The organism is Winogradskyella pacifica (assembly GCF_013403915.1).
GTDB classification, from domain to species: Bacteria; Bacteroidota; Bacteroidia; order Flavobacteriales; family Flavobacteriaceae; genus Winogradskyella; species Winogradskyella pacifica.
The window spans coordinates 162166-187815 of sequence record NZ_JABFDI010000004.1 but is presented as its reverse complement, the minus strand read 5'-3'; the positions used below and the strand labels follow the sequence as shown (position 1 = coordinate 187815).

30 protein-coding genes are annotated in these 25650 nt (G+C 33.7%); 22 read left to right on the top strand and 8 right to left on the bottom strand.

Features of this window, described 5'->3' with window-relative positions; translation table 11 throughout:
* Positions 1-26 precede the first annotated feature (26 nt).
* Positions 27-788: a rhomboid family intramembrane serine protease gene (locus tag HM984_RS05465; protein ID WP_179348444.1), complete on the bottom strand. Its 762-nt coding sequence runs from the start codon at positions 786-788 to the stop codon at positions 27-29.
* Between the two features lie 150 nt (positions 789-938).
* Between HM984_RS05465 and HM984_RS05460 the strand changes: the two genes are divergently transcribed.
* Complete coding sequence (locus HM984_RS05460; protein WP_179348442.1) at positions 939-2216, top strand: replication-associated recombination protein A; 1278 nt, start codon at positions 939-941, stop codon at positions 2214-2216.
* A gap of 25 nt (positions 2217-2241) precedes the next feature.
* Here the strand turns inward: HM984_RS05460 and HM984_RS05455 are convergent, their stop codons facing one another.
* The 4 genes from HM984_RS05455 to radC all read right to left on the bottom strand — a co-directional run bounded on the left by HM984_RS05455 (position 2242) and on the right by radC (position 5819).
* On the bottom strand, positions 2242-3036 hold the full coding sequence (locus HM984_RS05455) for a hypothetical protein (protein WP_179348441.1): 795 nt from the start codon (positions 3034-3036) through the stop codon (positions 2242-2244).
* An 11-nt stretch (positions 3037-3047) separates the two neighbouring features.
* Entirely contained in the window at positions 3048-3734 is a 687-nt protein-coding gene (locus HM984_RS05450; RefSeq protein ID WP_179348440.1) for a YjjG family noncanonical pyrimidine nucleotidase, read from the bottom strand.
* Positions 3731-5026, bottom strand: coding sequence for a polysaccharide deacetylase family protein (locus HM984_RS05445; protein WP_115811062.1), 1296 nt, complete (start codon positions 5024-5026; stop codon positions 3731-3733). Before HM984_RS05445 ends, HM984_RS05450 begins: the two co-directional genes overlap by 4 nt.
* 91 nt (positions 5027-5117) lie before the next feature.
* Positions 5118-5819: a RadC family protein gene (gene radC, locus HM984_RS05440; protein WP_115811064.1), complete on the bottom strand. Its 702-nt coding sequence runs from the start codon at positions 5817-5819 to the stop codon at positions 5118-5120.
* A 92-nt stretch (positions 5820-5911) separates the two neighbouring features.
* Between radC and HM984_RS05435 the strand changes: the two genes are divergently transcribed.
* The gene (locus tag HM984_RS05435) at positions 5912-6502 is read left to right on the top strand and encodes an FMN-binding negative transcriptional regulator (protein WP_179348439.1); all 591 of its coding nucleotides are present in this window, start codon (positions 5912-5914) and stop codon (positions 6500-6502) included.
* 11 nt (positions 6503-6513) lie between these two features.
* A complete protein-coding gene (locus HM984_RS05430) occupies positions 6514-6675 on the top strand; it encodes a hypothetical protein (RefSeq protein WP_179348437.1) in 162 nt (53 codons plus the stop codon).
* A 90-nt stretch (positions 6676-6765) separates the two neighbouring features.
* Here HM984_RS05430 and HM984_RS05425 read toward each other — a convergent pair whose 3' ends face one another.
* Entirely contained in the window at positions 6766-7554 is a 789-nt protein-coding gene (locus HM984_RS05425) for a hypothetical protein (RefSeq protein WP_179348436.1), read from the bottom strand.
* Between HM984_RS05425 and HM984_RS05420 the strand changes: the two genes are divergently transcribed.
* The 19 genes from HM984_RS05420 (at position 7555) to HM984_RS05330 (ending at position 22979) form a co-directional block, all read left to right on the top strand.
* On the top strand, positions 7555-7869 hold the full coding sequence (locus tag HM984_RS05420) for a hypothetical protein (protein ID WP_179348434.1): 315 nt from the start codon (positions 7555-7557) through the stop codon (positions 7867-7869).
* Between the two features lie 76 nt (positions 7870-7945).
* Positions 7946-8833 (top strand): dienelactone hydrolase family protein, encoded by an 888-nt coding sequence (locus HM984_RS05415; protein WP_179348432.1) that lies wholly within the window; start codon positions 7946-7948, stop codon positions 8831-8833.
* Positions 8834-8919: 86 nt separating this feature from the next.
* The gene (locus tag HM984_RS05410; RefSeq protein ID WP_179348431.1) at positions 8920-9864 is read left to right on the top strand and encodes a tRNA dihydrouridine synthase; all 945 of its coding nucleotides are present in this window, start codon (positions 8920-8922) and stop codon (positions 9862-9864) included.
* Between the two features lie 268 nt (positions 9865-10132).
* Complete coding sequence (locus HM984_RS05405) at positions 10133-12334, top strand: B12-binding domain-containing radical SAM protein (protein WP_179348430.1); 2202 nt, start codon at positions 10133-10135, stop codon at positions 12332-12334.
* 183 nt (positions 12335-12517) lie between these two features.
* Entirely contained in the window at positions 12518-12979 is a 462-nt protein-coding gene (locus HM984_RS05400; protein ID WP_179348429.1) for a mobile mystery protein A, read from the top strand.
* Positions 12970-13566 (top strand): mobile mystery protein B, encoded by a 597-nt coding sequence (locus tag HM984_RS05395; protein WP_179348427.1) that lies wholly within the window; start codon positions 12970-12972, stop codon positions 13564-13566. The genes HM984_RS05400 and HM984_RS05395 overlap by 10 nt, the downstream gene beginning before the upstream one ends.
* Positions 13567-13744: 178 nt before the next feature.
* Positions 13745-14305, top strand: coding sequence for a hypothetical protein (locus HM984_RS05390; protein ID WP_179348426.1), 561 nt, complete (start codon positions 13745-13747; stop codon positions 14303-14305).
* Positions 14302-14745 (top strand): hypothetical protein, encoded by a 444-nt coding sequence (locus tag HM984_RS05385; protein WP_179348425.1) that lies wholly within the window; start codon positions 14302-14304, stop codon positions 14743-14745. The genes HM984_RS05390 and HM984_RS05385 overlap by 4 nt, the downstream gene beginning before the upstream one ends.
* A 280-nt stretch (positions 14746-15025) precedes the next feature.
* Positions 15026-15577, top strand: a complete 552-nt coding sequence (locus tag HM984_RS05380) for a hypothetical protein (protein ID WP_179348423.1) — start codon at positions 15026-15028, stop codon at positions 15575-15577.
* Between the two features lie 19 nt (positions 15578-15596).
* Positions 15597-16073 (top strand): helix-turn-helix domain-containing protein, encoded by a 477-nt coding sequence (locus HM984_RS05375; RefSeq protein WP_179348422.1) that lies wholly within the window; start codon positions 15597-15599, stop codon positions 16071-16073.
* The gene (locus HM984_RS05370) at positions 16073-16522 is read left to right on the top strand and encodes a hypothetical protein (RefSeq protein WP_179348420.1); all 450 of its coding nucleotides are present in this window, start codon (positions 16073-16075) and stop codon (positions 16520-16522) included. Before HM984_RS05375 ends, HM984_RS05370 begins: the two co-directional genes overlap by 1 nt.
* 148 nt (positions 16523-16670) lie before the next feature.
* On the top strand, positions 16671-18515 hold the full coding sequence (locus HM984_RS05365) for a PLP-dependent aminotransferase family protein (RefSeq protein WP_179348419.1): 1845 nt from the start codon (positions 16671-16673) through the stop codon (positions 18513-18515).
* 145 nt (positions 18516-18660) lie between these two features.
* A complete protein-coding gene (locus tag HM984_RS05360; RefSeq protein ID WP_179348418.1) occupies positions 18661-18966 on the top strand; it encodes an immunity 53 family protein in 306 nt (101 codons plus the stop codon).
* Between the two features lie 148 nt (positions 18967-19114).
* Complete coding sequence (locus tag HM984_RS05355) at positions 19115-19678, top strand: TetR/AcrR family transcriptional regulator (protein ID WP_179348416.1); 564 nt, start codon at positions 19115-19117, stop codon at positions 19676-19678.
* Between the two features lie 76 nt (positions 19679-19754).
* Positions 19755-20318 (top strand): carboxymuconolactone decarboxylase family protein, encoded by a 564-nt coding sequence (locus HM984_RS05350; RefSeq protein ID WP_092469443.1) that lies wholly within the window; start codon positions 19755-19757, stop codon positions 20316-20318.
* Between the two features lie 86 nt (positions 20319-20404).
* A complete protein-coding gene (locus HM984_RS05345) occupies positions 20405-20731 on the top strand; it encodes an EthD family reductase (protein WP_179348415.1) in 327 nt (108 codons plus the stop codon).
* Positions 20732-20750: 19 nt separating this feature from the next.
* Positions 20751-21422, top strand: coding sequence for a hypothetical protein (locus tag HM984_RS05340; RefSeq protein ID WP_179348414.1), 672 nt, complete (start codon positions 20751-20753; stop codon positions 21420-21422).
* Between the two features lie 50 nt (positions 21423-21472).
* Positions 21473-22129 carry a DsbA family oxidoreductase gene (locus HM984_RS05335; protein ID WP_179348413.1) on the top strand — a complete coding sequence of 219 codons (657 nt, stop codon included), beginning with the start codon at positions 21473-21475 and terminating at the stop codon, positions 22127-22129.
* Between the two features lie 94 nt (positions 22130-22223).
* Positions 22224-22979 (top strand): haloacid dehalogenase type II, encoded by a 756-nt coding sequence (locus tag HM984_RS05330; RefSeq protein WP_218845020.1) that lies wholly within the window; start codon positions 22224-22226, stop codon positions 22977-22979.
* 132 nt (positions 22980-23111) lie between these two features.
* On the opposite strand, the gene HM984_RS05325 is transcribed toward HM984_RS05330, so the two are convergent.
* Positions 23112-24470 carry a UDP-N-acetylmuramate--L-alanine ligase gene (locus HM984_RS05325; protein WP_179348410.1) on the bottom strand — a complete coding sequence of 453 codons (1359 nt, stop codon included), beginning with the start codon at positions 24468-24470 and terminating at the stop codon, positions 23112-23114.
* A 227-nt stretch (positions 24471-24697) separates the two neighbouring features.
* Positions 24698-25642, bottom strand: a complete 945-nt coding sequence (locus HM984_RS05320) for a tetratricopeptide repeat protein (RefSeq protein WP_179348408.1) — start codon at positions 25640-25642, stop codon at positions 24698-24700.
* Between the last annotated feature and the right edge of the window lie 8 nt (positions 25643-25650).

The following is a 25650-nucleotide window of genomic DNA, read 5'->3' as shown; positions in this document are numbered from 1 at the left end:
ATTAGCTGTTCTTTCGCTGATAAAATTTAGTCTTCCTTTTTCTTAAAGATGTAATTGATTCTTTGAGCTTGATTTATTTTAGGTTCAATTTCGAGTTCATCTTCATTTTCAATTTCAACTTCGGGCTCAAACTCAATAAAATTCCCGTTTTCATCAAAGTGTTTCATAAACGGATCATCATCTTCGTTATAATCGGGTTGTTCCCATATATAACGGTCGGGTTTTGCAACTTGTTTTCTAAAAATTAAAGCGAACACCAAACCTGTAACTAAACCGCTTAAGTGACCTTCCCAAGACATTCCGCTTTTTATAGGAAAGACATACCAAATCATACTTCCATAAAGAAAGATAACAACTAACGATAGCGCTATAAGTCGGTAATGTTTGGCGAATATGCCTTTAAAAAATATAAAGCTGACTAAGACATAAACCAATCCACTTGCACCTATATGATTACCTGAACTAGCGATAAGCCAAGTCATAAAGCCAGAAAGCAAAATACCAAAGCTCATAACCTTCCATGCGATCTTATTATAGAAATAAAATAAGGCGACTGTCAGCACAAAAAGCGGAATCGAATTATTGTAAATATGATTAATATCTCCGTGTAAAAACGGACTTGTAATTATTCCTGAAAGTCCTTCTAACTTTTGCGGTCTAATACCGAAGGCTTTGATACCACTATCGATCCTAACCTGATACCAAAACACCAACCAAATAGCAAATAAAATTATCAAAGGATAGATAATAATAGTATTAGAGTATTTAAAATGTTGCGTTTTGCTCATATTCAAATTTAACTAAAGTCTTTCAAATTTATAGCCAAAATTGAATTGTCTGAAATAATGGCAGAAACATAAAATTTATTCCCTCCAGTTTTAACATCAATTTCATAGATTTCATTAATCCATCACAAAAGCATTTCGTAATTTTGAATTATGAATATTCCATTAGCAGAACGTTTAAGACCAAATACATTAGATGATTATTTAAGTCAGCAACATTTAGTTGGTAAAAATGGTATGCTCTATCAGCAAATTAAAAATGGTGTGATTCCTTCTCTTATACTTTGGGGACCTCCTGGCATTGGAAAAACAACACTGGCTAATGTAATTGCTAATGAATCTGACCGTCCATTCTTTAAGTTAAGTGCTATAAATTCTGGTGTTAAAGACATTAGAGAAGTTATAGATAAAGCTAAGAAAAGTGGTGGTATGTTCACTACAAAAAACCCGATATTGTTTATTGATGAAATTCATCGTTTCAGCAAATCGCAACAAGATTCACTTTTAGAAGCTGTTGAGAAAGGGTGGGTAACGCTAATTGGTGCAACCACAGAAAACCCAAGTTTTGAAGTTATTTCTGCATTATTATCGCGTTGCCAAGTTTATACTTTAAATGCTTTTAGTAAAGCAGATTTAGAAGCCTTATTACAACGTGCCATAAAAAAAGACACCACTCTTTCTAAATTAAATATTGAATTAAAAGAAACCGAAGCTTTACTCCGCTTATCTGGAGGTGACGCTAGAAAATTACTTAATATTTTTGAATTATTAGTCGCGTCGTTTGAAGGTGATCAAATTATTATCACGAATGATTTAGTGACAAAACAAGTACAAAGCAAAGCCGCTCGTTACGACAAAGCTGGAGAACAACATTACGATATTATTTCGGCATTTATAAAATCTATTCGTGGTAGCGATCCAAATGCTGCAGTTTATTATTTAGCTAGAATGATTGAAGGTGGAGAAGATGTAAAGTTTATTGCCAGACGATTATTAATTTTATCTAGTGAAGATATTGGGAACGCGAATCCTACCGCTTTAGTGATTGCAAATAATACGTTTCAAGCCGTATCCGTTATTGGCAATCCTGAGTCTCGAATTATATTAAGTCAGTGCGCCACCTATTTAGCCAGTTCTCCAAAAAGTAATGCAGCATATGAAGCTATTGGTAAGGCACAACAATTGGTGAGGGATACTGGTGATTTATCAGTTCCGATTGCTATGAGAAATGCACCAACGAAGCTGATGAAAGAGCTCGGTTATGGTGACACCTACAAATATTCGCACAGCTACGAGAACAACTTTGCTGCTCAAGAATTCCTTCCAGAAGAAATAGCCAACACTAAATTATACAACCCAGGAAATAACGCTCGAGAGCAAGCGCAGCGTAATCACTTAAAGATGCTCTGGAAAGAGAAGTATGGGTATTAGTTGTTGATTGTTGGTTGTTGAAAAATCAGAATTTAATATTCAATTTTTTCTCTATTGTTGAAGCTCCATTATTTTCAGAATACATCCACTGCCCTTCTTTATTAAAAACAATGGCATTTTTATCTTTAACGATAAAGACATCTTTCGCTGAAGAATTCAACAAAATCATAACAACCTTTGGTTCTGAGTTTACTAACTGAAATCCATTTGTTATGGCTTGTGCATAATACAGCTCTTGCTTTACTTCGTTAGATGATATGGCTGCAGTTTTCGTAGTTACGTGCTTAGGTTTAATTTTAGTTTCCACTATTTTACTAGTTTCTTTAACTTCAACATATGTTAAAGACTGCTTTTCTTCTTTCGGTTTAGCTTCAACATTTTCTTTAGAAGCATACTCATATTTAAAGTTTTGGAAGGTTTCAAACGCTTCTCTTAAAGCTTCGTTATATGCCTTTTTATAGTCCTTTACTCTTGATTCACCTATTTGAGATTTCATAATGACCACATCATAACAATCTTTCAGTATAATTTCTAATTTAGTTTTAAACAAACTACCTTCATCATTAGACACCTCAGCAATTAATCCTAAACAACGATCTGACTTTAAATCTTCGGGTAACTCTTCAACAAAATAAGCGTCATATCCATACTTATTGAATAAAAATTTAGTTAAAGAATTTAGTTGGTACTGATCATCACTTTTAGAGAATTCATACGCTTTCGGAATAATTATATATTTATAATCATTCATATTTTTTTGTGCATATCCTAAACAACTTATGATAACAAATGAAATGGTAAATATTATTTTCTTAAACATGGATTTAAATTTTAAAGGTGATTAATAAGCATTTTTAAATTCGTGATGCGATTATAACTATGATTATTATACGAATTATTATAATCAAAATGAATGGTTTGCATGCCTATTTTATGCGCACCTTCAATATCGGCTTCAATATTGTCTCCAATCATAACACTTTCATTGGCATTTGCCTTAGCTAAATTTAAAGCAAAATTAAAAATTTTAGGATTTGGTTTTTTAACCCCAACCATTTCCGAATTGGTAACAGTTTGAAAATACGATCTGATATTAGAGGTTGTCATCTTTTTCTCTTGTGCCTCTTCAAAACCATTGGTAATAATATGCAATTCATATTTACTTTTTAAATAATCCAGAATTTCAAAAGTACCATCAAACAGGTGGTTAAATGAGGATAATTGTTCTATATAAGCGTCAGACAAAAGGTGAATCATATCATCTTCAACCACAACTCCTACTCCATCAAAAGCCTCTTTTAATCTTCCATAGCGCAATGCTCCTTTTGTGACTTTCTCTTCTCTATAAAGCTTCCAATACTTAAAATTGATAGGTTCGTAAACCGATAAAAAATCAATAAGGTTTACATTAATCTTATTCAGATTAAAAATCTTTTCAAAGGTTAAACCTGAGTTTTTATCAAAATCCCAAAGCGTATGATCTAAGTCGAAAAAAACATGTTTAATTTGGGTTTTCATTCTGCTGATTCTAATATTAAATTAAATAATGATCTAAAGCCTTTCCAGCGTTCTAAATCACTAAACGTATAATTATGAAATACAGGTGTAAAAGTACCATTTACCGCTTTTACTTCATTAATTATTTTTTGTAAATGCTCTGTTTTGTCCAATTGCGAATTGTACTTCAATAATGCAAAATCTAAACAATGGTATGGATTAATTTGCAATGGTGTTTGCACTTCGTAGTCTAAATCGTAAAATTGAAAAGGCGTACAAGTACCGGCTCTAAAACCTAATGTATTAATGTAACCCATCGTAAAATCTTGATGAATTTCTAATTCGACTAAATTACGATACGATGTTGGTAAATTCAACTTTGAAAACGAATGACGCACAGCTTTTAAATCCGTATGTATTGTGGATTCCATTTTATTTTTTTCCTTCTTTAGAATCGAAATATCATTTAAAGAAAAATAGGACGCTTTTAAGCCTACATCACAATAGTCGGCAACGGACTTAATCAGGGAAACAAACTCTTTTTTGTTGGTGTTTATATTTTTATCATAGGTTGAATAGTCACCTATAAGAAACAATACCATAAATTTAAAAGGATGTTGTTTTTGTTTCCTAATAATCCATTTAAACGTATCGTAAGGATCGCGTTTTAAACCAAAAAGCACTGAGTATCTATAATACAACTGTTTTATTCGTAAACGCCGAAGATCATTTAACGTGCCTCCGATGGTTCTTAAAAAGCCTTTGTATTTAAAGTAATATGCCATTGGCACATCAATTACAGGTTGTACTTTATAGTTCCGCGTAGGAAACTCATAATCTGGAAAGCGTAATTTTAAAACATCCTTAAGTTTATATGCCCAAATATCTACAACAGGTTGGTGTAGAAATCTATTTTCAAACGCTAGACTTTCAGAGGCTAAAAATCGTCCGTAATCATCCTTTACATGAGGTAAATATTCTTCATACCGACTTAATAAATAAAAAGATGCTGCAAAAATATCGAAAGGCAAATCACTTCGTTCCCCGGTAGCAAAAAATCCTTTTGTGTTTTCCCATTGCAGTACATTAATATCGATATCCGATAGACCTGTTTCAAATAATAACTCGTTACTTCTAATAAATAACTCGTTACTTAAGGGCTGTTTTGTATAAGACATCTTAAGACTATCGTGAGCAATAAAATCTTCAACCTTAGACGTAAAAAGCACCTCAACACCTAAAATACGCTTGCATATATGCTTAAACGTATAGGTAACGCGTGGTGTGATTTTATGTGTATAAACGAGTAGCATAAAGTATTGTGAATTCCAAAGGTTAAAAATAACAAATTCCAACCGTAAACGCTCTAATTATAACGGTTGTCTGTGGATCTATTTTTAAAGTTTACCCCATTTGATTCTCATCAGCAAAACTATAATAGGCATTCTCCGTAATAATGAGATGATCTAAAACCGAAATATCTAAGCTTTGAGCAGCTGTTTTTAATTTTTTTGTAATGTCTTTATCCGCCTGACTTGGTTTTAAAGTGCCCGATGGGTGATTGTGACACAATATTAAAGCTACTGCCCCAACTTCTAGCGCATTTTTAAGCACCAATCGCACATCTACCAAAGTCCCTGTTATTCCTCCTTTACTTAATTGGTTTTTGCGAATCACTTTATTAGAATTGTTAAGGTATAAAATCCAAAATTCTTCATGTGGTAAATCTCCAAGTATAGGTTGCATCACATCAAAAACCGAACGGCTCGATGAAATCTTATCCAATTGCATAGCGTCTTCCAAACGACGGCGACGTCCTAATTCTAATGCAGCAACAATTGATATGGCTTTAGCTTCTCCAATACCTTTAAACTCCATAAGTTGCGCAATAGTGAGTTTACCCAAGGCATTTAAGTTATTATCAACACTTGCAAAAATACGCTTGCACAAGGCCACAGCACTTTCCTCTCTGTTTCCTGAACCTATTAAAATAGCGATTAACTCAGCATCACTAAGGGTTGTTTTACCTTTGTCTCTGAGTTTTTCTCTAGGCTGATCGTCTTGAGACCAATTTTTAATTGAAAATGAAGCTGGTTTTTCTGACATGCATTAAAGATAAAAAATTGTAAATTTCGAATGTCATTAAATTAGTATAAATTTTAAAACAAGGATTTAAACCCCATTTAGGCAGATAAAACATGAATTATCCTCCGCAACATCATCAAGATAACGACATCAATCATATGATTGAAGTGATAAAAACGTATCCTTTAGCAACTGTTATTTCAGTTGATAATAATGAGCCGCTAATTACGCATTTACCATTAATTTATAGTAATGGAAAATTGATTGGTCATATTGACATTAACAATCCACACGCACAATTGTTGCAAAACAACACTGAGGTGACGCTTATTTTTAGTGGACCAGAGTGTTATATTTCTCCAAGTATTTTTTCGAGTACGCAACTCCCAACATGGAATTATATTAAGGTACATCTTAAAGGAAAAGTCCAAGAAAACCCGGATAAAACGGCGCTAAAACAGTCTTTAATTAGCATGACTGAATTTTTGGAAGCACCCGACCATAAGTACATTTTAAGTACCGATAATTCGCGATTAGATAAATATCTCGATTATATTTTAATGTTTGAAATTAAAATTACCCATTGGGAAGGAAAATTTAAACTATCACAAGACAAAAAGCCAAACGATATCATAGCTGCTCGTGAAGAATTAGTTAGAGCTAATCAAGAAAATGTTATTCAATTTTTAAATAAAGTATTTTAAACCCAAAGACCATGAAGTATCTATTTACATTTTTTATTATTCCACTGTTACTACTCAATACCACAACTAAAAAAGAAGATTTCATAGGCAAATGGGCTGGTGAAGACCAAAACCAAATTGGGTATATAACGGTTTTGTATAAGATTAGTTGCGTGGTTAAGCAACGAATTTAGCAAATACAAACCGAATAGAAAATCCGAGAGGATTTTCGTAAGCAGGCTCGTACCAAGCAATTAATTTTATACGTTGTTGTAGGTAGTACTTTATTCCACAAATTTAGGTTTAATTAAATTCATATATTTTCTGATTGAAATTATAATATTCTCAAGTTCAATATCTAAAAGTTTACCTATGCTTTTAAAATAAAGTCCCATTTCATTTTCCGAATACGTTTTTAAGTGAATTACTTCTCTTCTTAAATCATAAAGTTCCGTAATTCGTTCAATAATTCCTTCGTTTTCTTTTGAAAAATCAGGATTGTCTAATAATTGATTTATCACAAGAGTTAGTTTTTCTTTAAAAGTAACTTGTGGACTTTCAATTTTTTTCTTGTTTAACTTTTTTGTCTTTCCATTTCTTGTTTGTTCATACATAAAGTCATTTGAAATGATTTGATTAAGAAAAGCCTCCAACGATGTTACTAATGAAATTACTGACATCATTTTAAATTTCACTAAATCATTAAAATTGTTATTTGTATTATCAATTCCAATGTTCAAAATATGAATTCCATTTGCGTTATTATCTAATTGACAATCGTTTCTTAAAAGTCCTAATTTCGTAACAGATTGGTTATAGTTTTCAATTCCGCTATTGAGTAGAATATGTACTGGATTTGGAAGTGGTGCAATAAATATCTTGTCTTGATAATTTACTGTTCTACTTGTGAAAGTTACTTTTTCTCCATTGTAATCTTGAACCATAACAACAAGTTCATTTGATAAAACAGAGCGATTTTCTAAATTTTTATGTTCTACAGGATTTCCGTCCGCATAAGTTACATTCGGTTGGTATTCTAAAAAGTAAAGAGGACTGTTTTTTATTTTATTCACTTGGTTTTTTGGGTATTACCTACAACATTTGACAACAACGGTTATGCAGCTTTTGAAATCAATGGCGAAGTTATGGGTGGCAAAGAGTTTTACATCAAAGGTCAAAAAGGAAAAATGACTTACACCATTAATTACGACACCAACCCTATTGAAGTTGATTTCACAATTACAAAAATACAATCTGGAGAATCTAATAAAATTCTTGGTATCGCAGAGTTTACAGATGTAGATACTTTCATTTTTGACCTGAGTTTTAATAATGAAAGACCTACTGCGTTTGGAGATAATTCTATTACCCTTAATCGTGTTAAATAATTACAAAATAAGAGTTTATAGTTTTCAAAATTTGTAATTTAATACATTGGTTTACCATTAATTAAAACAGCGACTTATGAAAGACTTAAAAAAAGAAGATATTACACAAGAAGTTTTCGATTTATACGATGACTATGCCCACAACAAACTCAACCGAAGACAATTTGTTGAAAAGCTATCATTATACGCTGTAGGTGGCTTAACCGTTTCTTCATTATTGAGTTTTGTATCTCCTAATTACATCGATAATTTATTAGTAGCACCTACTGATCCTACTTTAGATTCTGATTTTATCACTTATGAATCTCCAAAAGGAGGTGGCACTATAAAAGGCTTATTATCCCAACCAAAAGATAAGAAAACCAAATTACCGGGTGTTATTGTAGTACATGAAAATAGAGGTTTAAATCCATATATTGAAGATGTAGGCAGACGCACCGCAAAAGAAGGTTTTATTTCTTTAGCTCCAGATGCACTAAGTCCACTTGGTGGTTATCCCGGTAATGATGATGACGGTAGAACAATGCAAAAAGAGCGTAACCAACAGGAAATGCTTGAAGATTTTATTGCTGCCTATCATTACCTTAAAAATCACGACAATTGTGATGGCAACGTCGGAGTTGTTGGGTTCTGTTTTGGTGGATGGATTTCTAATATGATGGCCGTGCGCTTACCAGATTTGGGAGCTGCAGTGCCGTATTATGGCCGACAACCAGAAGCTGAAGATGCTGCCAAAATAAAAGCTCCACTTCTACTCCAATATGGGGAATTAGACACTAGAGTCAATGCTGGTTGGCCGGCTTTTGAAGAAATTTTAAAAGCCAATAATATTGAATATACAGCTTATATCTATCCTGAAGTGAATCATGGTTTTCACAATAACACCACACCAAGATATGATAAACCAGCGGCAACTTTATCTTGGGAACGTACTATTACTTTTTTTAAGACCCATTTAAAATAATAAACCACGTACGTTCATCAGAATAATACATTAGTTTTTTGTTATTTAGCGGTCGTAAAAAAATCAACTTAAAAACATAAAACGAAATGTCCATTACGCTTTTATCATCACCATTACAAGGGTTTACAGATTTCCGATTTCGGAATGCCTTTAACCACTATTTTGGAGGCATTGACACGTTTTATGCTCCTTACATTCGGTTTAATAATAAGTTGATTATTAAAAACTCTTATAAACTCGATTTACAGCTCGAAAACAATACAGAACTCGAAGTCATTCCACAAATTATGACCAATAGTGCTGATGAGTTTTTATTCGTGGTCGACTATATTCAGGAATTAGGATATAAAGAGTTGAACTGGAATTTAGGTTGCCCCTATCCAATGGTAACAAATCGCGGTATGGGTTCTGGACTCATTTGCGACCCAGAAAAAATCAATCATATTTTAGAACGCGTACATAAAGAAACGGATATTACCGTTTCTATGAAAATGCGAATGGGTTACGAACATCCGGAAGAAATTTTAGACACCTTCCCTATTCTAGACGCTTATCCGCTAAAAAACATTGCTATTCATGCACGTATCGGTAAACAACTTTATAAAGGAGGAGTCAATCTCGAAGCTTTTGAAAAATGTATAGAAAGCACCAAACATAAATTGTATTACAATGGTGACATTACCTCTGTAACAAAGCTGAAAGAAATGCAAACGCGTTTTCCAAGTATCGATCATTTTATGATTGGTAGAGGACTCATTGCTGATCCGTTTTTACCAAGCATGATTAAAAATGATACTACCGAATATCCAGAAAACCGATGGGATATTTTTAGAGAATTTCATGACACCATATATCAGCAATATGATGCGGCACTTTCTGGTCCCACACCAATTAAAATGAAAATGCAAGGCTTCTGGGAATTCTTTGCCCAATCATTTTCTAATCCGCAGAAAGCATTTAAGAAAATTAAAAAAGCGAATAATCCGAGAGCGTATCAGCAAGCTGTTAGTGAGATTTTGAAGAAAGGGTAACTATCTTTTGTCATTCTGAGCAACGCGAAGAATCTCATAAAGAGAACTATTTTCAAACTATCTTTGTAATCATTTGATTTCAATTTCAATTTTCAAAACACCCCTAAAGTCCCCTCAAGGGGACAATCTTAGCATTCAACTTTTTAGTTTTCGATTTTAATTTCATTATTAACTCTACCTTTGTTATCAATTAATTCAAATTTAATTTCTAGTTCAGCTTCAAATTCAAATTCGTTTTCATTTTCAGTTTCAACTTCAATTTCAACACGTGAAAGACCTCTTACTCATAACACCCCCATTTACCCAATTAAACACTCCGTATCCAGGAACCGCCTATCTCAAAGGCTTTCTGAATACCAAAGGGATTGGCGCGTTTCAAATAGATTTGGGTATTGAGGTGATTTTAGAGTTATTCAAAAAAGAAACTTTTGAAGAAATTTTTCAGCTTGCGTTTGAAAATGATCGTATTCAATCTGAAAATTGCGAACGCATTTATGCTTTAAAAGACCATTATTTAAAGTCTTTAGATGATATCATCTTATTTCTACAAGGTAAAAATCAAACGTTTGCTCGTCAAATATGCACCACTAACTTTTTACCTCAAGCCTCGCGTTTTGCACAGCTAGACGATATGGATTATGCGTTTGGTGCGATGGGCATGCAAGACAAAGCCAAACATTTAGCTACGCTTTATATTGAAGATTTATCCGATTTTATTGTGGAATGTATTGATCCCGATTTTGGATTCAGTCGTTATGCTGAACGTTTAGGCCAAAGTGCCAATGCCTTTGATGCGCTTTATGCACAACTGCACGATGATGAAACGTATATCGATCAAATCACATTAGAATTATTAGACGCTCGGATTAAAGACACACAGCCCAAACTCATTTGTTTTTCGGTGCCGTTTCCTGGGAATTTATACAGTGCCTTTCGCTCTGCACAATTTATAAAAGCGAATTATCCTGAGATAAAAATTGCGATGGGAGGCGGATTTCCAAATACAGAATTACGGTCTGTAACAGACATTCGCGTATTTGAATTTTTCGATTTTATCACCTTAGATGATGGTGAATTACCAATTGAATTACTCTATGAAAACGTTTGTCATTCTGAGCCAAAGCGAAGAATCTCAGAAATGGAATTCAAACGCACCTTTGTTCTCGAAAACGGAACCATCGTTTATAAAAATAACAGCACCTCACCAGATTACAAACAAGCAGATGTTGGCACTCCTGATTATTCCGACTTACCGTTAGACCGTTATATCTCTGTTATAGAAATTGCCAATCCAATGCACAGTTTATGGAGCGATGGCAGATGGAACAAACTCACCATGGCACACGGTTGTTATTGGGGAAAATGTACCTTTTGCGATATCTCTTTAGACTATATAAAAATTTACGAACCTGTTGCGGCCTCGCTTTTAGTAGACCGTATGGAAACGCTCATTGCACAAACTGGCGAAACCGGATTTCACTATGTAGATGAAGCGGCTCCTCCATCTTTGATGAAGGCTTTAGCGCTCGAAATCATAAAACGCAACCTCAGCGTCACCTGGTGGACCAACATTAGATTCGAAAAAAACTTTACGCAAGATCTTTGTATTTTATTGAAAGCCTCTGGTTGTATTGCTGTTTCTGGTGGATTGGAAGTTGCGTCAGATCGGTTATTAAAACTTATTGACAAAGGAGTCACCGTTGAGCAAGTGGCGCAAGTAACTCGCAATTTTACCGAAGCCAACATTATGGTGCATTCGTACTTAATGTATGGCTACCCAACGCAAACGGTTCAAGAAACGGTAGATAGTTTAGAAATGGTACGTCAGTTGTTTGAAGTTGGTGTGTTACAATCAGGTTTTTGGCATCAATTTGCTTTAACAGCGCATAGTCCTGTGGGTTTACATCCCGAAGAGTATGGCATTACTCCAAATTACAAAAACATCAGTTTTGCGAATAACGATGTCGATTTCACCGATTCTACAGGTATCGATCATACGCAGTTTAGCTTCGGGTTGAAGAAATCACTCTTTAATTTTATGCATGGTATTGGGTTTGATATTCCTTTACAAGATTGGTTCGACTTTGACATTCCTGAAACCGATATCGATCCTGATTTTATTTATAATTCATTAGCACAAGAACCGGTTTTCAACATTAAACCAACCGCAAAAATTGTGTGGTTAGGCAGCATGCCTTTAGTGTCTGAATTTTCAAAAACTAAAAAAGGAACCACTAAAGACTTCTTAGAATTCACTTTTCACGATACGGCAGATAGCTTTCAGATTACGCTAGAAAAAGATAAAGGTCTTTGGCTTTTAGATATCTTAGAAGATATCACACCTCAACACAAACCACAATCGTATAAGCAATTAAAAACGAGTTTTGAAACCCAATTTGAAGATTTTGAATTGTTTTGGTATGCTAAACCTGTAAACGTTTTGCGTGATTCTGGACTTTTAGTTTTGTAGGGTTTGGTTTAAAACCATCTAAAAAGAAAACTTACAACTTGACTTTTTCTGTTTTTTTGTAAAACAATATGTTGACTTTACAGTCAAAAGTATACATATTCGTATACTTTTATTTTGTTTTGTATACATATTTGTATACTTTTATAAAATAAAACATACTTATATGTATACAAAATTAGACTTATGAGAAATAAACATAAACTACTCATAGAGCAATTAGATTCTAAATTAGCTGAATTTAGAGGTGCTGCAACGGTAACGATTCCAGAAAAAGGATGGATTCATACCATAAGAACTGCTTTGAATATGACAATGGATCAATTGGGTACAAAACTGAATAAAACAAAAGGTGCAGTTCAAAAAATTGAAGAACGTGAAGCTACAGGTCAAATAACGATTCATAAATTACAGAAAGTAGGAAAAGCATTAAATATGAAATTAGTCTACGGTTTTGTTCCCGAAGATAAAACCATTGAAAACCTAATAAATATAAAAGCCGAAAAATTAGCTCGTAAAATTGTCTTGAGAACTCATCAAACCATGACATTAGAAGACCAAGGTATTAGTGATGAAAAAATCAATACATCCATAACAGATTTAGCAAACGAAATTAAACGCGAAATGCGAAAGTCATTATGGGATTAAATTTGCACTATAAAGATGGACAGACTCCATTAGATGAAGACGAAAAAGAAGGTCTCAAAATAAAATCCATAACTACCCAAAAAGAATTAGACGAATTTGAGCAACTAAATATTGAAAAGGCTGTAGAATGGAGCATTAGAACCAAATTAAAGCCAGACCGTATCTTATCAGAAAAATTCATAAAAGCCTTACACAAAAAAATGTACGGTGACATCTGGAAATGGGCTGGAAACTTTAGAACCTCTGACAAAAATATTGGTATAAAGTGGACAGCAATTAGTACCCAATTAAAAACCTTATTAGATGATGCCAATTATTGGGTAGACCACAATACTTATCCACCAAAAGAAATCGCAATTAGATTTAAACATAGACTTGTAGCCATTCATTGTTTTCCAAACGGAAACGGCAGACACTCTAGACTAATGGCAGATATTATTATGGAATCTATTTTCAAAAAAGATATATTCTCTTGGCATACCTCAAATATGGTAAAAGCAGATGACGTCAGGAAAGGTTACATTTTGGCTTTAAAGCAGGCTGATGGCGGAAATATTCATCCTCTAATTGAATTTGCTCAAAGTTAAAAAACAAATACAGCCCTGAATATTCTTAAGTATTCCTCACATTGGAGTATCATTTTTTGATTTTAAACTCTAAATTTCCACCCTACAATTTGCCTCTTAAAAATTTTCTTAGACCTTTGCATCTTCTAATACAGCGTTAGCCAAATTAGCCCTAAAACAAAACATCTAAAATTTCTTAATGAGGAAACATAAAGCCATTCGATTTTTAATGGTCGCTACTGTTTTATTTACACAGGTTACGTTCTTAACCATGATTGTAAACGCGCATTACGAAACCAACGCTGCCATAATTATAGCAGCTCTTATTATTTTAGTCACCATTGTGTTTGGGTATCGCTACTTGGATTTACACCACGAAGATTACGCTTACGAAAAAATATCCGTCGTTATTTGGGTGCCTATTGGAGCCGTATTATGTTACCTCTTAAATATCCATGGAGGTTTAGGAAGTATTTTAGCCATGGGAATTGTTGGAACATTAGCGGCATTTATACCATCGCTAAATAAAAAATCGAACTATTTACAACAACTACCAGCAAGTATCTATTGTGGTGCTTTTGTTGGCATGTCTAGTGTAGCAACCACTCCATCTATAGGTTTTGTTCTTGCAGCAGGAACCTTAGCAGGTTTGTTTTTTATGATGTCTAAAAACTTATTTCTCGGTGTTGGCGGAAAATTAGGCACCATGGCATTTGCTGGTGTCATCACAGCGACTCTAATTTATTCGTTAACGGCATGAATACATTTATCCTCATCATCACCGGAATTTTAGGCGCCACACTCACCCACTTTGTTAGCGAATACTTACGCTTTGGCGCTGTAAAAGCCTCTGCGTTATTATCGCTCATTGTTGGGTTATTTTTTTATGCCTTTCCTAACGTACTCAATGGCTATTTAACCGAACACCTACCTATTGTATTTGTTGGCACCTCGTTTATTGGGATGGTCTCTGCTAAAACCTTGAAAAGTTACACCTTGCTTGCCATAGCAGGAGCACTATTCACTGGGATTTACATTACGAAAAGCCACGTCTTTGATGGTTATGGAGGTGCACTTGGCGCGCTTGCGTTTATTGCTTTAGTGACCACTATGGGTTTTGCTTTTGTGGTATCGAATTCTGCTAAAATTAGACGTAAGGTTGTTTTGGTTTGGGTGAAGGTTTTTGGCTCTGGGGAATAGGGTTTTGATTGGTTTGGTGTTTTAAACCTATTATCGATAGATTTTCTGCTTTTGATTTTGTAAATTTTAATAGTCATAAAGTATTTATGTTCAAAAATGAATTGCAAAATCATAACTTATATAACAATTAACACCAATAATAAGCTGATTTTCAATTATAACTTGAGAGGAAAAAATATAAAATTGTTAATATCTTGTTACACTTTTTAATTAAACAATTAGCTTATAATCAGGAAATCGTGTTAAATTTGTCAAAAAAATAAACTCACAAGTTGATTTAATGAAAATAATTAATACATTTGCAATAGTAAAAGATAGTTTACTTTCAGTTCAATATGAAACTGAAGACTTACATGAATTTGCTAAATGTTTTGAATTATGGAACGACCCTATCTACTTAAGAGAGTTTTTCGAAAAAAACAAAGAAGACTTAGACAATGAATTTTGGAATGGCATAACTATTGAGGAAGCAATTATTAAAACCCGAGAAGATGCTAGTCTTTTTGAAGAAGAATTACTTTATATAGCTGAAACTGGAAAAACTGAAAGACTTGAAACATTATCTACATTATTTGAACCCTTATCAAAAGGGATTATTGAAGAAAACTTTGAAAAAGACAAAGCTAAAGGGGTAAAAAGACGAAGTTGGCTACGTATATATGCCATAAGAATTGAAGCTAACTTATTTGTTATTTGTGGTGGAGCAATAAAACTTACAGCAACAATGAATGAAAAACCCCATTTACTATTAGAATTAGAAAAGTTAGAATTCACTCGAAATTATCTACAAAATGGAGAAGACGAAAATTTAGATTTCGTTGAATTGAATTAAATCAACCAAACAAATACTAATGAGTATTAAAAACATAAAAAACAGACTTCTAGAATCTTCAAAACAAGACAATACTTGGGCTGAAAGAGCAAAGTACAGAAAAGAAAAGAAAGCTTGGCTTGATATTTCTTTTGCAATAGCTGTAAAGGTTATGTCTGCAATTAAAACAAATAAAACTTCTAATACTTTTCCAAAAACTCAAAAAGAGTTGGCACAAGCATTAGGTTGTTCACCACAGTACGTTAACAAAGTTTTGAAAGGAACAGAAAACTTACAATTAGAAACTATCACTAAAATTCAACAAATTTTAAATATTAACTTAATTGAGGTCCCCGAATTTCAAACAACGGTTCATGTTCAAGTTGAGCAATATAAAGAATACAATAAATCTGATGAATCAGTAAACGTAGAATCAAGTCTTTCAAATTATGAAGAATTGTTCGGAGCATATTCTTATGAGAATGAACCAGATTGTTATCTAAAATTAGTTGCATAATGGCAGAAGAAAAAAATAAAGTTGGCTTTGCATTAAAAAAAATCACAACTGAACAGTTTGCTATTATTGAATCCTCTTATAAAGAAAGTGAAATTGTAGAATTAAAAGCTGGATTAAAGTTTGGGATTAATTTTGATAACCATATTATTTCAGTTGTTTTTTCAACAAGTCTAATTCAAGAAAAGTCACCTTTTTTACTCATTGCAGTTGGCTGTCATTTCAATATAAACATCGAAGCTTGGAACAGTTTCTATAATGAATCAAAAACTGAATTAATAGTACCAAAAGGTTTTATTAGTCATTTAGTAATGTTAACTATTGGAACAACTAGAGGAGTTCTGCATAGCAAAACAGAAAACACACCATTTAATAAGTTCTTACTTCCTACATTAAATGTCAATGAATTAGTTAAAAAAGATGTAGTTTTTAAAGCTGATAAAACTAAATAAGAAACAACTTTAACTCTCTAAAAACGGAACTTTCTAATTTCTAAAACTCAGAAAAAACTGCTTTTAAAACCTCATATCAAAACGTCTTGTTAAACCTTCTTCATACGTCTAATTAATCCATATTTTTGCATATTGAAAATTGAGAATTATGCAAGACAATAAAACCCTAGATTACATAAAAGCCATATTAAAAAACATGCCAACAGACTGGTTAGGTCTAACTACGCATCGTTTAGATATTTACAACGAGAAATTAGCTAAAACACAGTTTTTAGATGAGTTTGAGTTGTTATTTAATGCCAATAGCACTGAGCCATCGGCATTAAACGAATTACCAACCGCTTACGATTATATTCGTTTAGGGCATCCCTTATCTTGTATTCTAGAATGGGCCATCGCCAATTTACATGGATTACAACCAGAACAGGTGATAAGTTTTTCGTCACAAACGGTTCCTGTATTGTCCATTTTGAGAACTAACTTATTAGAAGACAAAAAGACCCAAATTGTATATACAGGCGAACTTCCAGAATTTTTCGATGCTGATATCATCAAGCAGGTTTATGGTTATAATTTTGATGTCATAAAAATTGATAGTACTGATGCTATTTTAGAGTTTAAAGGCACTACCGTTTTCATTTCAGAACAACATGAATTCTCTATAACTGAGCTCAACCCAAATATTGACTTTTATATTAATAATCATGCCCATTTAGGAAGTGTATTATTAGTAAATGGAGAGCAAAACCATGGTTATATTTCAGACATTCAGCATGTGAGACGTCGCGAAACGATTGCTATGACTCCTGCTAATTGTTTGGTGGCTTTAAAAGCGTTAACAGAACACACTCCGATTACCAATGAAGACAGTAATCTTAAAGCGAATAAAGCCAGTGTTTTAAACTCTATTAAGGAGATTAATGGAACAACGTCTCAGCCTTTAGTCGGTTCTAGTGGATTATCGGTTCAGTATGCCATTATGATGGGATTGGTGGACTATTCCTTAGAACACCATAAAGGCAAAGCGATTAAATTTGTGGTGCCACCAAATTGTTATGGCGGAACCAATGACCAAGCCAGGCGTGTTGCGGCCTGTTTAGATAATGTGGAAGTAGTCGATTTACCAGTAGATGGTGATAATGATATGGTGCAAAGTATCCATACCGTTTTAGATAAAATTGCCCACGACGATGCCATTCCTTATATCATTGCAGAAATCCCAACCAACCCACGTGTTGAAGTTCCGGATTTACAAAAATTAAAAGAAGTCTTGAGTGAAAAACGTAAAACGGCTTCTGGAGACATCGCGATTGATCCTGTGTTTATATTAGATCAAACCTTTTGTCCTAATGTGCACTTTTTAGGTGAAGGTGAAATATTATCTACAGTGCGCACGATTTCGTATGCGAGTGGTTCTAAATTCCCGAGTGGTGGAAAATGTACAGCGGGTTATATTGTAGGAAATGCAAAAGCAGATGCTTTAATGGATAAAATAGCATTGCATTTGACGCTTTGCGATAATGAGGCGACTGCGCTTCAATACGAGATTTTAGCAAAGCAATTACCATCCATGAATCAACGTATTGAAGATGCTTATAAAAATACACGTGAGTTTGTGAATTTTATTCATGACACTTTACCAGAAGCGAAAATCAATTTTGTTTCAGAAGAATTGGCCGCACAAGGGTTTACTCCTTCGGTGTTTTCATTAGACCTTCCTACAAAAGGAAATACTCCTGAAGAAAAAGAAGCTTACAAACGTGCTTTAAATCACAGATTAATCAATTTAATGATTACCGAAATCCCGAACGAAAGCAAATATTGCGTGAGTTACGGACAGTTAAAAGGCTGTTATTGGACGATTCCTGCAACCTCAACACAAGGTACCACAAAAGAAGGTGACAAAGATTATATTGCACGTGTGTCCTTATCGCCAGATTTAGATTTGGAAAAGCATAAAGCGGTGTTTTTGGAGTTTGTTTCTAAGATTTAAAATTTTAATAATTTACCAGTTGTCATTCTGAGGGAAGCATGACCGAAGAATCTATATGTCTTCTAAATACTTTAGATAACTCAGATTCTTCTCATTGAGATTCTTCGCTGCTCTCAGAATGACATCATATAATACGATAACACAAATGGAAATTTTAGACTGGATACAAAATTGGCTTAAAGAGAATGCTGATGGTGAATGGGAAAAAGGCGATGCCGTTCAAATTACCACTTTAGACAGTCCATTAGGTTGGGATGTTGAAATTGATATTTCAAAAACATCTATAGCAAATCTTGAGATCAAATGGATTCTTAACGAAAACGGCAAGCAAGATTGGTATGGAGTTAAAATTCAGAACCAACGGTTTAGAGCAGCTGGTGATGCTAGCAAACTGACTTTTCTATTGAATCTTTTTAGAGAGATGATTGAAAAAATTGAAAACGAAGATTAGCACTTTCTTGACTAAACGTAGCCATTCCTATAAAACACAGCCTTTTTAATAGCCTAGAACGTAAAAGAATCATTTAAAAAACTAAATAAACGTTAAATATTATTTTATATCTAACCGATTGTTTAGTTTTGTACCGTAGTTAGAAATAATGGCAAGAAAAAAACAATATAACGAAGACGACGTCGTAGAAAAAGCCATGAACCTTTTTTGGAAAAATGGTTATGAAGCGACATCAATGCAAATGCTCGAAAAAGAAATGGGCATTAATAAGTTTTCGATATATTCTAGTTTTGGTAATAAACACGGTTTGTTTCTCGAAAGTTTAAAACACTATAAAACGAAAGTCAGTGCGACGTTATTAAAATTTAAAAATGGCACAAATGGAGTTGAAGACATTAAACAGTTTTTTCACGACTCTATAAATTCCAATTTTAAAGTTGGTAATCAAAAAGGTTGTTTGGTGACTAATACGTACAATGAATTTTCTGAGAACGAAGACCAACTTATAAAAGACGAAATGACATCTTTTATGGGGAATTTAAAAGCTCTTATTATAGAAAAATTACAGATGGATGCTTCAAAAGATGAAGACACCGTTATAAAACAAGCAAATTACTTACTCTTAGCAAAACACGGCTTAGCAGCTGCAGCAAGAGTGAACACAGCACAAGAAATTGAAGATTATATTGAAATGACATTCAAAAATTTATAATCCTTTTTTTTTGGCAAATAACTAAACGAACGTTTAGATAAATTTAACATTTAAGAATAATAAAAAAAGAAAAATTATGACAACTTTAAAAATTCACAATATTGAAAGTGCACCAGAAGAAAGTAAAGCATTATTAGAGAACTCTCAAAAAGCTTACGGAATGATTCCTGGTTTACATGGCGTTTTAGCTGGAGCACCAAAAATATTAGAGGCTTACCAAGCTTTACACCAATTATTTGTTGACTCTTCATTTAACGAAGAGGAATTAACAGTGGTGTGGCAAACTATCAACGTAGAACACGCTTGTCATTATTGTGTTCCTGCGCATACAGGTATCGCAAAAATGATGAAAGTAGATGATGCTATCACAGAAGCATTACGTAACGAAACACCACTTGAGAGTTCAAAATTAGAAGCTTTACGGACCTTAACACTGACTATTGTTAGAAATCGTGGTTACGTAACGCAAGATGATTTAGATGCATTTTATGCTGCTGGTTATGGTGAAGCACAAGTCTTAGAAATCATCTTAGGCTTATCTCAAAAAACAATAAGTAACTATGTAAATCATATTGCAAATACACCTGTAGATGCCGGATTTAAAGCATTTACATGGTCTAAAGAGAATGTGGCTAAATAATCCCTATAAACCAGGCCACAGGTTGATTAATAGCTTTAAACCTTCCGTTGATTCGGAAGGTTTATTAATCTTTAAAAATTAATATTATGATAAAAGTTTCTGTAATGTACCCTAATAGTAAAGACGTACAATTTGATACGGACTATTACCAAAATAAGCATTTACCAATGGTTACAAAACGTGTTGGTAACGCCTTAAAAGGATTAGAGTTAGATTTGGGTATCGCAAGTAGAGTTCCTGAAGAACCGGCTCCTTATGTTGCTATTGCACATTTATTATTTGATGATGTAGCGTCTTTTCAAGAGGCTTTTGGCCCTCATGCAGCGACCTTTGCTGCTGATGTAAAAAATTATAGTAATGTACAGGCAGAGCTTCAAATTAGTAAATTGGTTATCTTTAAAACTAAAGACTAGAGATTATAAAGGTGTTTAAATGAAAATTGAAGGAGAAACGATAAAACAAATAGCCAATACGAGCTTCCAAGCAGTTTTTAGAACTACTATGGAAACGCCTGGCTTTATCCACCTCGTTTTCAGCAAAAAAGAAATAACACCTTATCAATTCAGGTCTATTATGATAGACCTAAAAAAAGAATTATCAAAACTTAGTGTTTCAAAATTCAATAAAAAACTAAGTTATCATTGGCTAGTTCGATTTGATCAGCAGGTGACTACACCTTTTCATGTAGATAATGCTGCAGATCAATCTATATTAATGCTGGGTTACGAACCTAGCGCTATTAAAAGTGAATTGCACATAGCGGATTATTATACTTACGCTAATGAAGCCTTGGAAGCACCGGAAGATTATTTCAATAATTTTTCACCTGTTTTTAAAGATAATGAGAACGTATTATTACCTTTTATTTCAAAATTAAAGTTAGTTAATATGGATAATTATTCTATTCTTATAATTAATAATAGCAGTCCGAAACGTGATGTCGATACGTTAGGTGTTTTTCATAAAGCTTTAATTATAAATAAAGATTTAAATAAAAACAGAATAGTTAACTCTATGGTTTTAAATGTAGTGTCAAGAGATCAAGTTACAGAAGATGAACAAAGGGAAAATAGCTTTCTAAATACTAATCTAATTAGCAAATAATAAAATTAGTATAACGGATATACATATAAAATTTAATTAAAAATAAAAACATGGCAAATAAATTAAAAATAGATATCGTTTCAGATGTAGTTTGTCCTTGGTGTACCATTGGTTACAAACGTTTAGAAAAAGCGATTTCAGAATTAGGAATTGAAGACCAAATAGACATAGAATGGCAACCGTTTGAGTTGAATCCTAATATGCCAGCCGAAGGTCAGAATGTGATAGAACACATTACTGAAAAATACGGCTCGACTTTAGATCAGCAAAGAGCGTCGCAACAACATATGGCAGATGCTGGTGAAGAATTAGGTTTTAAATTCGATTATTTTGATGAGATGCGTATGGTGAACACCTTTGATGCTCATATTTTATTAGAATATGCTAAAGACTTCGGGAAACAAACCGAATTAAAAATGGCATTCACTAAAGCGTTTTTTAGCGACAGAAAAGATGTGTCTAAAAAAGACGTCTTAAAAGAGACACTTTTAAGTGTTGGTTTAAACGCAGATGACGCCTTAGCTAAATTGGATAGTGAAGACGCACGACTAGAAGTAAGAGAAAAACAAGGTTATTGGAAAGAATTAGGGGTCAACTCTGTACCAACAATTGTGTTTAACAGAAAAAGTGCCGTTACCGGAGCGCAACCTGTAGATACATTTAAACAAGTGTTATCTGAATTAATTGCTGAACAGAAATCCATCTAACGCAGCAGTTGGGTATATTCAAATTATTTATATAAAAACCGAAAGCATAATAATGAAAAACAACAGGAGGAATTTTATTAAAAACTTAGGAATTATGGGTACAACAGGAATGTTAATGCCAAACATAGTTTTAGGAAACACACAAGAAAATAAAAACATTATGACAAACACAACACGACCTAAAGTATTATTTTTTGATGTTAATGAAACGCTTTTAGATCTTACCCAAATGAAAAAGCAAGTTGGTGAAGCGCTCAATGGTAGAGAAGATTTATTATCGCTTTGGTTTACTACCATGCTACAATATTCATTAGTAACAACCGCAAGTGGCCAATACGAACACTTTGGTAATATTGGCGCGGCAGCTTTACAAATGGTTGCAGCAAATAATGATATTACAATTTCTGAAAAAGAAGCCAGAAACGTCATTGTAAATTCTTTGAGAGGCTTACCTGCGCATCCTGATGTAAAAGCCGCATTGGCTCAACTAAAAAAAGACGGTTATAAATTGGTATCGTTTACCAACTCATCTAATGAAGGTGTAAAAAAACAATTTGAAAGTGCTGGATTAACCGACTATTTTGATGAGCGTTTAAGTGTGGAAGATATTGGTAAATTTAAACCATTTACAGATGCCTACACTTGGGCAGCACGTAAAATGGGTGTAAAACCTGAAGAATGTATGCTTATTGCAGCGCATGGTTGGGATGTTGCCGGAGCCGTTTGGGCTGGTTGGAGAGCTGCATTTATCAGCAGACCTGGCCAACAATTATTTCCATTAGCACCAAAAACTGAAATTGTAGAATCGGATTTACAAAAGGTAGCCGATGTTTTGGTGACTTATAAATAAAGTGACAATATAAAATATTGAATATTGAATAAAAAAAGGAGTTTCGAAAAAGAGCTCCTTTTTTATTATTGGTATTATATTAAGAACAAACATTCTTAACTATAAAAAGCGGATTTTTTAAATCTAAGACTCCTAATTTCGTAGGAGTTCTTTTACCTCATCAAAATTCAAACCACCATAATTACCAGAACTCATTAACAACAATGACTTGTTATCAAAGTTCTGAGAGAACAAGAAATTTTTAAAATCTTCTGGATTGGTGTAGATGATTAAATCATCGCGCTCAAAAGCATTTGCAATTTGTGCTTCTGTAACTTCTTCTAATTTCTTTATTTCAACAGCATGTGGAGAATAGAAAACGACCGCTACATCTGCTGCATCTAAAGCTCCTTTGTATTCTTTTAAGAATTCAGCATTAAGGCTACTATAGGTATGTAATTCTAAACAGGCGACTAAAGTTCGGTTGCTGTATTGTTCTTTTACAGCTTTGGTCGTCGCTTCTACTTTACTTGGTGAGTGTGCAAAATCTTTATACGCTACGCTTGTCTTAGATTCTGCAATTTTCTCTAAACGTTTGCTCGCACCTTTAAACGTAGAAATGGCTTCATAGAAATCATCTTCATCAATGCCCATATGTTGGCAAATCCATTTGGCACCAGCTAAGTTATTTAAGTTGTGTGCACCAAACACTTCAATTGGCATTGGCCCTTCTGGAGTTTCTAATAAGGTTTCTCCATCTTCAACGGTGTATTCTGGTGTTTTGTAGGCTATTTTTCGAACTTGATTTTCGGAAGCTTCCACGACACGCTTTACTTCAGGATCTTCTTCGTTATAATTAATACTTCCACCTGTTACAATAGAATCTACAAAAATACTGAACTGCTCTACATAATTCTCATACGTTGGAAACACATTAATATGATCCCAAGCAATACCACTCAACAAGGCAATATTAGGCTTATACAAATGAAATTTTGGTCGTAAATCAATTGGTGAACTTAAATATTCATCACCTTCTAAAACGATAAAATCATTGTCTTCTGTAAGTTTTACCATCACATCAAAACCGTCTAGTTGTGCGCCAACCATATAATCCACATCACGATCGTGATAATGCATTACATGTAAAATCATGGAAGTAATCGTTGTTTTTCCATGACTTCCTCCAATAACCACACGTGTTTTATTTTTGGCTTGTTCGAATAGAAATTCAGGATAACTGTAGATTCTTAAACCGAGTTCTTGAGCTTTTAGCAATTCCGGATTATCAGCTTTAGCATGCATTCCTAAAACTATCGCCTCTAAGTTTGAAGTAATCTTTTCAGGATACCAACCAAAAGCATCTGGCAATAAACCTTTAGCATCTAATCTCGATTTTGAAGGCTCGAAAATAGTATCGTCGCTTCCTGTAACTTTATAACCTTTATTGTGAAGTGCTAAGGCCAAATTGTGCATTGCTGCACCACCAATAGCGATAAAATGTACGTTCATAGTATCCTTAAATGTATACCGTAAAAATACTATAAGTTTTTTGAAATGAGAATTTATCAAACAAGGTTCTCGATACGATTTTCTCGTACCTCAAAAATCACTCGAACAGACAAAAGGACTAAATAAAAAAAACAAACCACTAAACTCACACGATACGTCAGTTCAAGTGTTTAGTCATTCGAAGTGCAACAAAGAAGGAATACATTTATCGAGATCGGAAAATAAAATTAAATCGCCTCCTTAAACTCTTGAAATACATCAATATCAGGCAAACCAGAAATTGCTTTATTGATCCAAATCAAAGCTTCTGCCCTATTGTTTTTATGCTTGTAAATTTGCGCCAAACGATAGTAGGCCCATTCTTTTGGCACTCCATCTTTAGCTGAATGATTTGAAAGATAAACTTTGAGCATGTCTTCACCTTTATCTAACTGAATATTATAATCGGCACAGACTTTCCCAATCTGATAATGCATTGCATTACGTTGGTGTTTATCTTTAGCTTCTTCTAGATTTCCGATGGCTTTTTCTGGTTGCTTTTGACCTTCGTAGAAATTGGTCAATTTTTCATAACAGGTTACAGAGCCACCAACTTTTATAGCTAGTCTATAGTATTTTTCGGCCAATTCTGGTTCGTCATCATATTCGTAAACATAACCTTTAGCCAAGTAACCATCAACTTTAGATAATTGTTCTAACTGTTCGGCATAACTTAAAGCTTTAGAAAAACTACCGCCTACAATGCCCGGTAACGACACATACAACTCTACCAAGGCCCAACGGGTTTCAATATGATTCGGATCGAGTTCCGCAGCCTTTAAAAATGCCTCTTTAACATCACCAATAATACCTAATGCTTTTAGCTTACTTATGCTTAGCGCTTTCATGCCTAACGCACCACCAAATTTATAGTGGTAATTTGCATTACTCGGTTGCCTTTGAGTTAAGGTTTTATATTGCTCAATAGCGTCATCCCATTTTTTTTGATACCCATAAGCATCACCCAAAAGCTCAATAGCATCGTTATCACCAGAATTGGTTTTTAAAAACAAAAGCATCTCGCTTTGCGCCTTTTCATACGCTTTATTTGCAATAAAAGCCTCAGCCTTTTCCTTTGAAGTCTGAGAAAAACACATTGAAGTCAATAATAAAATCCAGAAGAAACGATACATAGAACTAT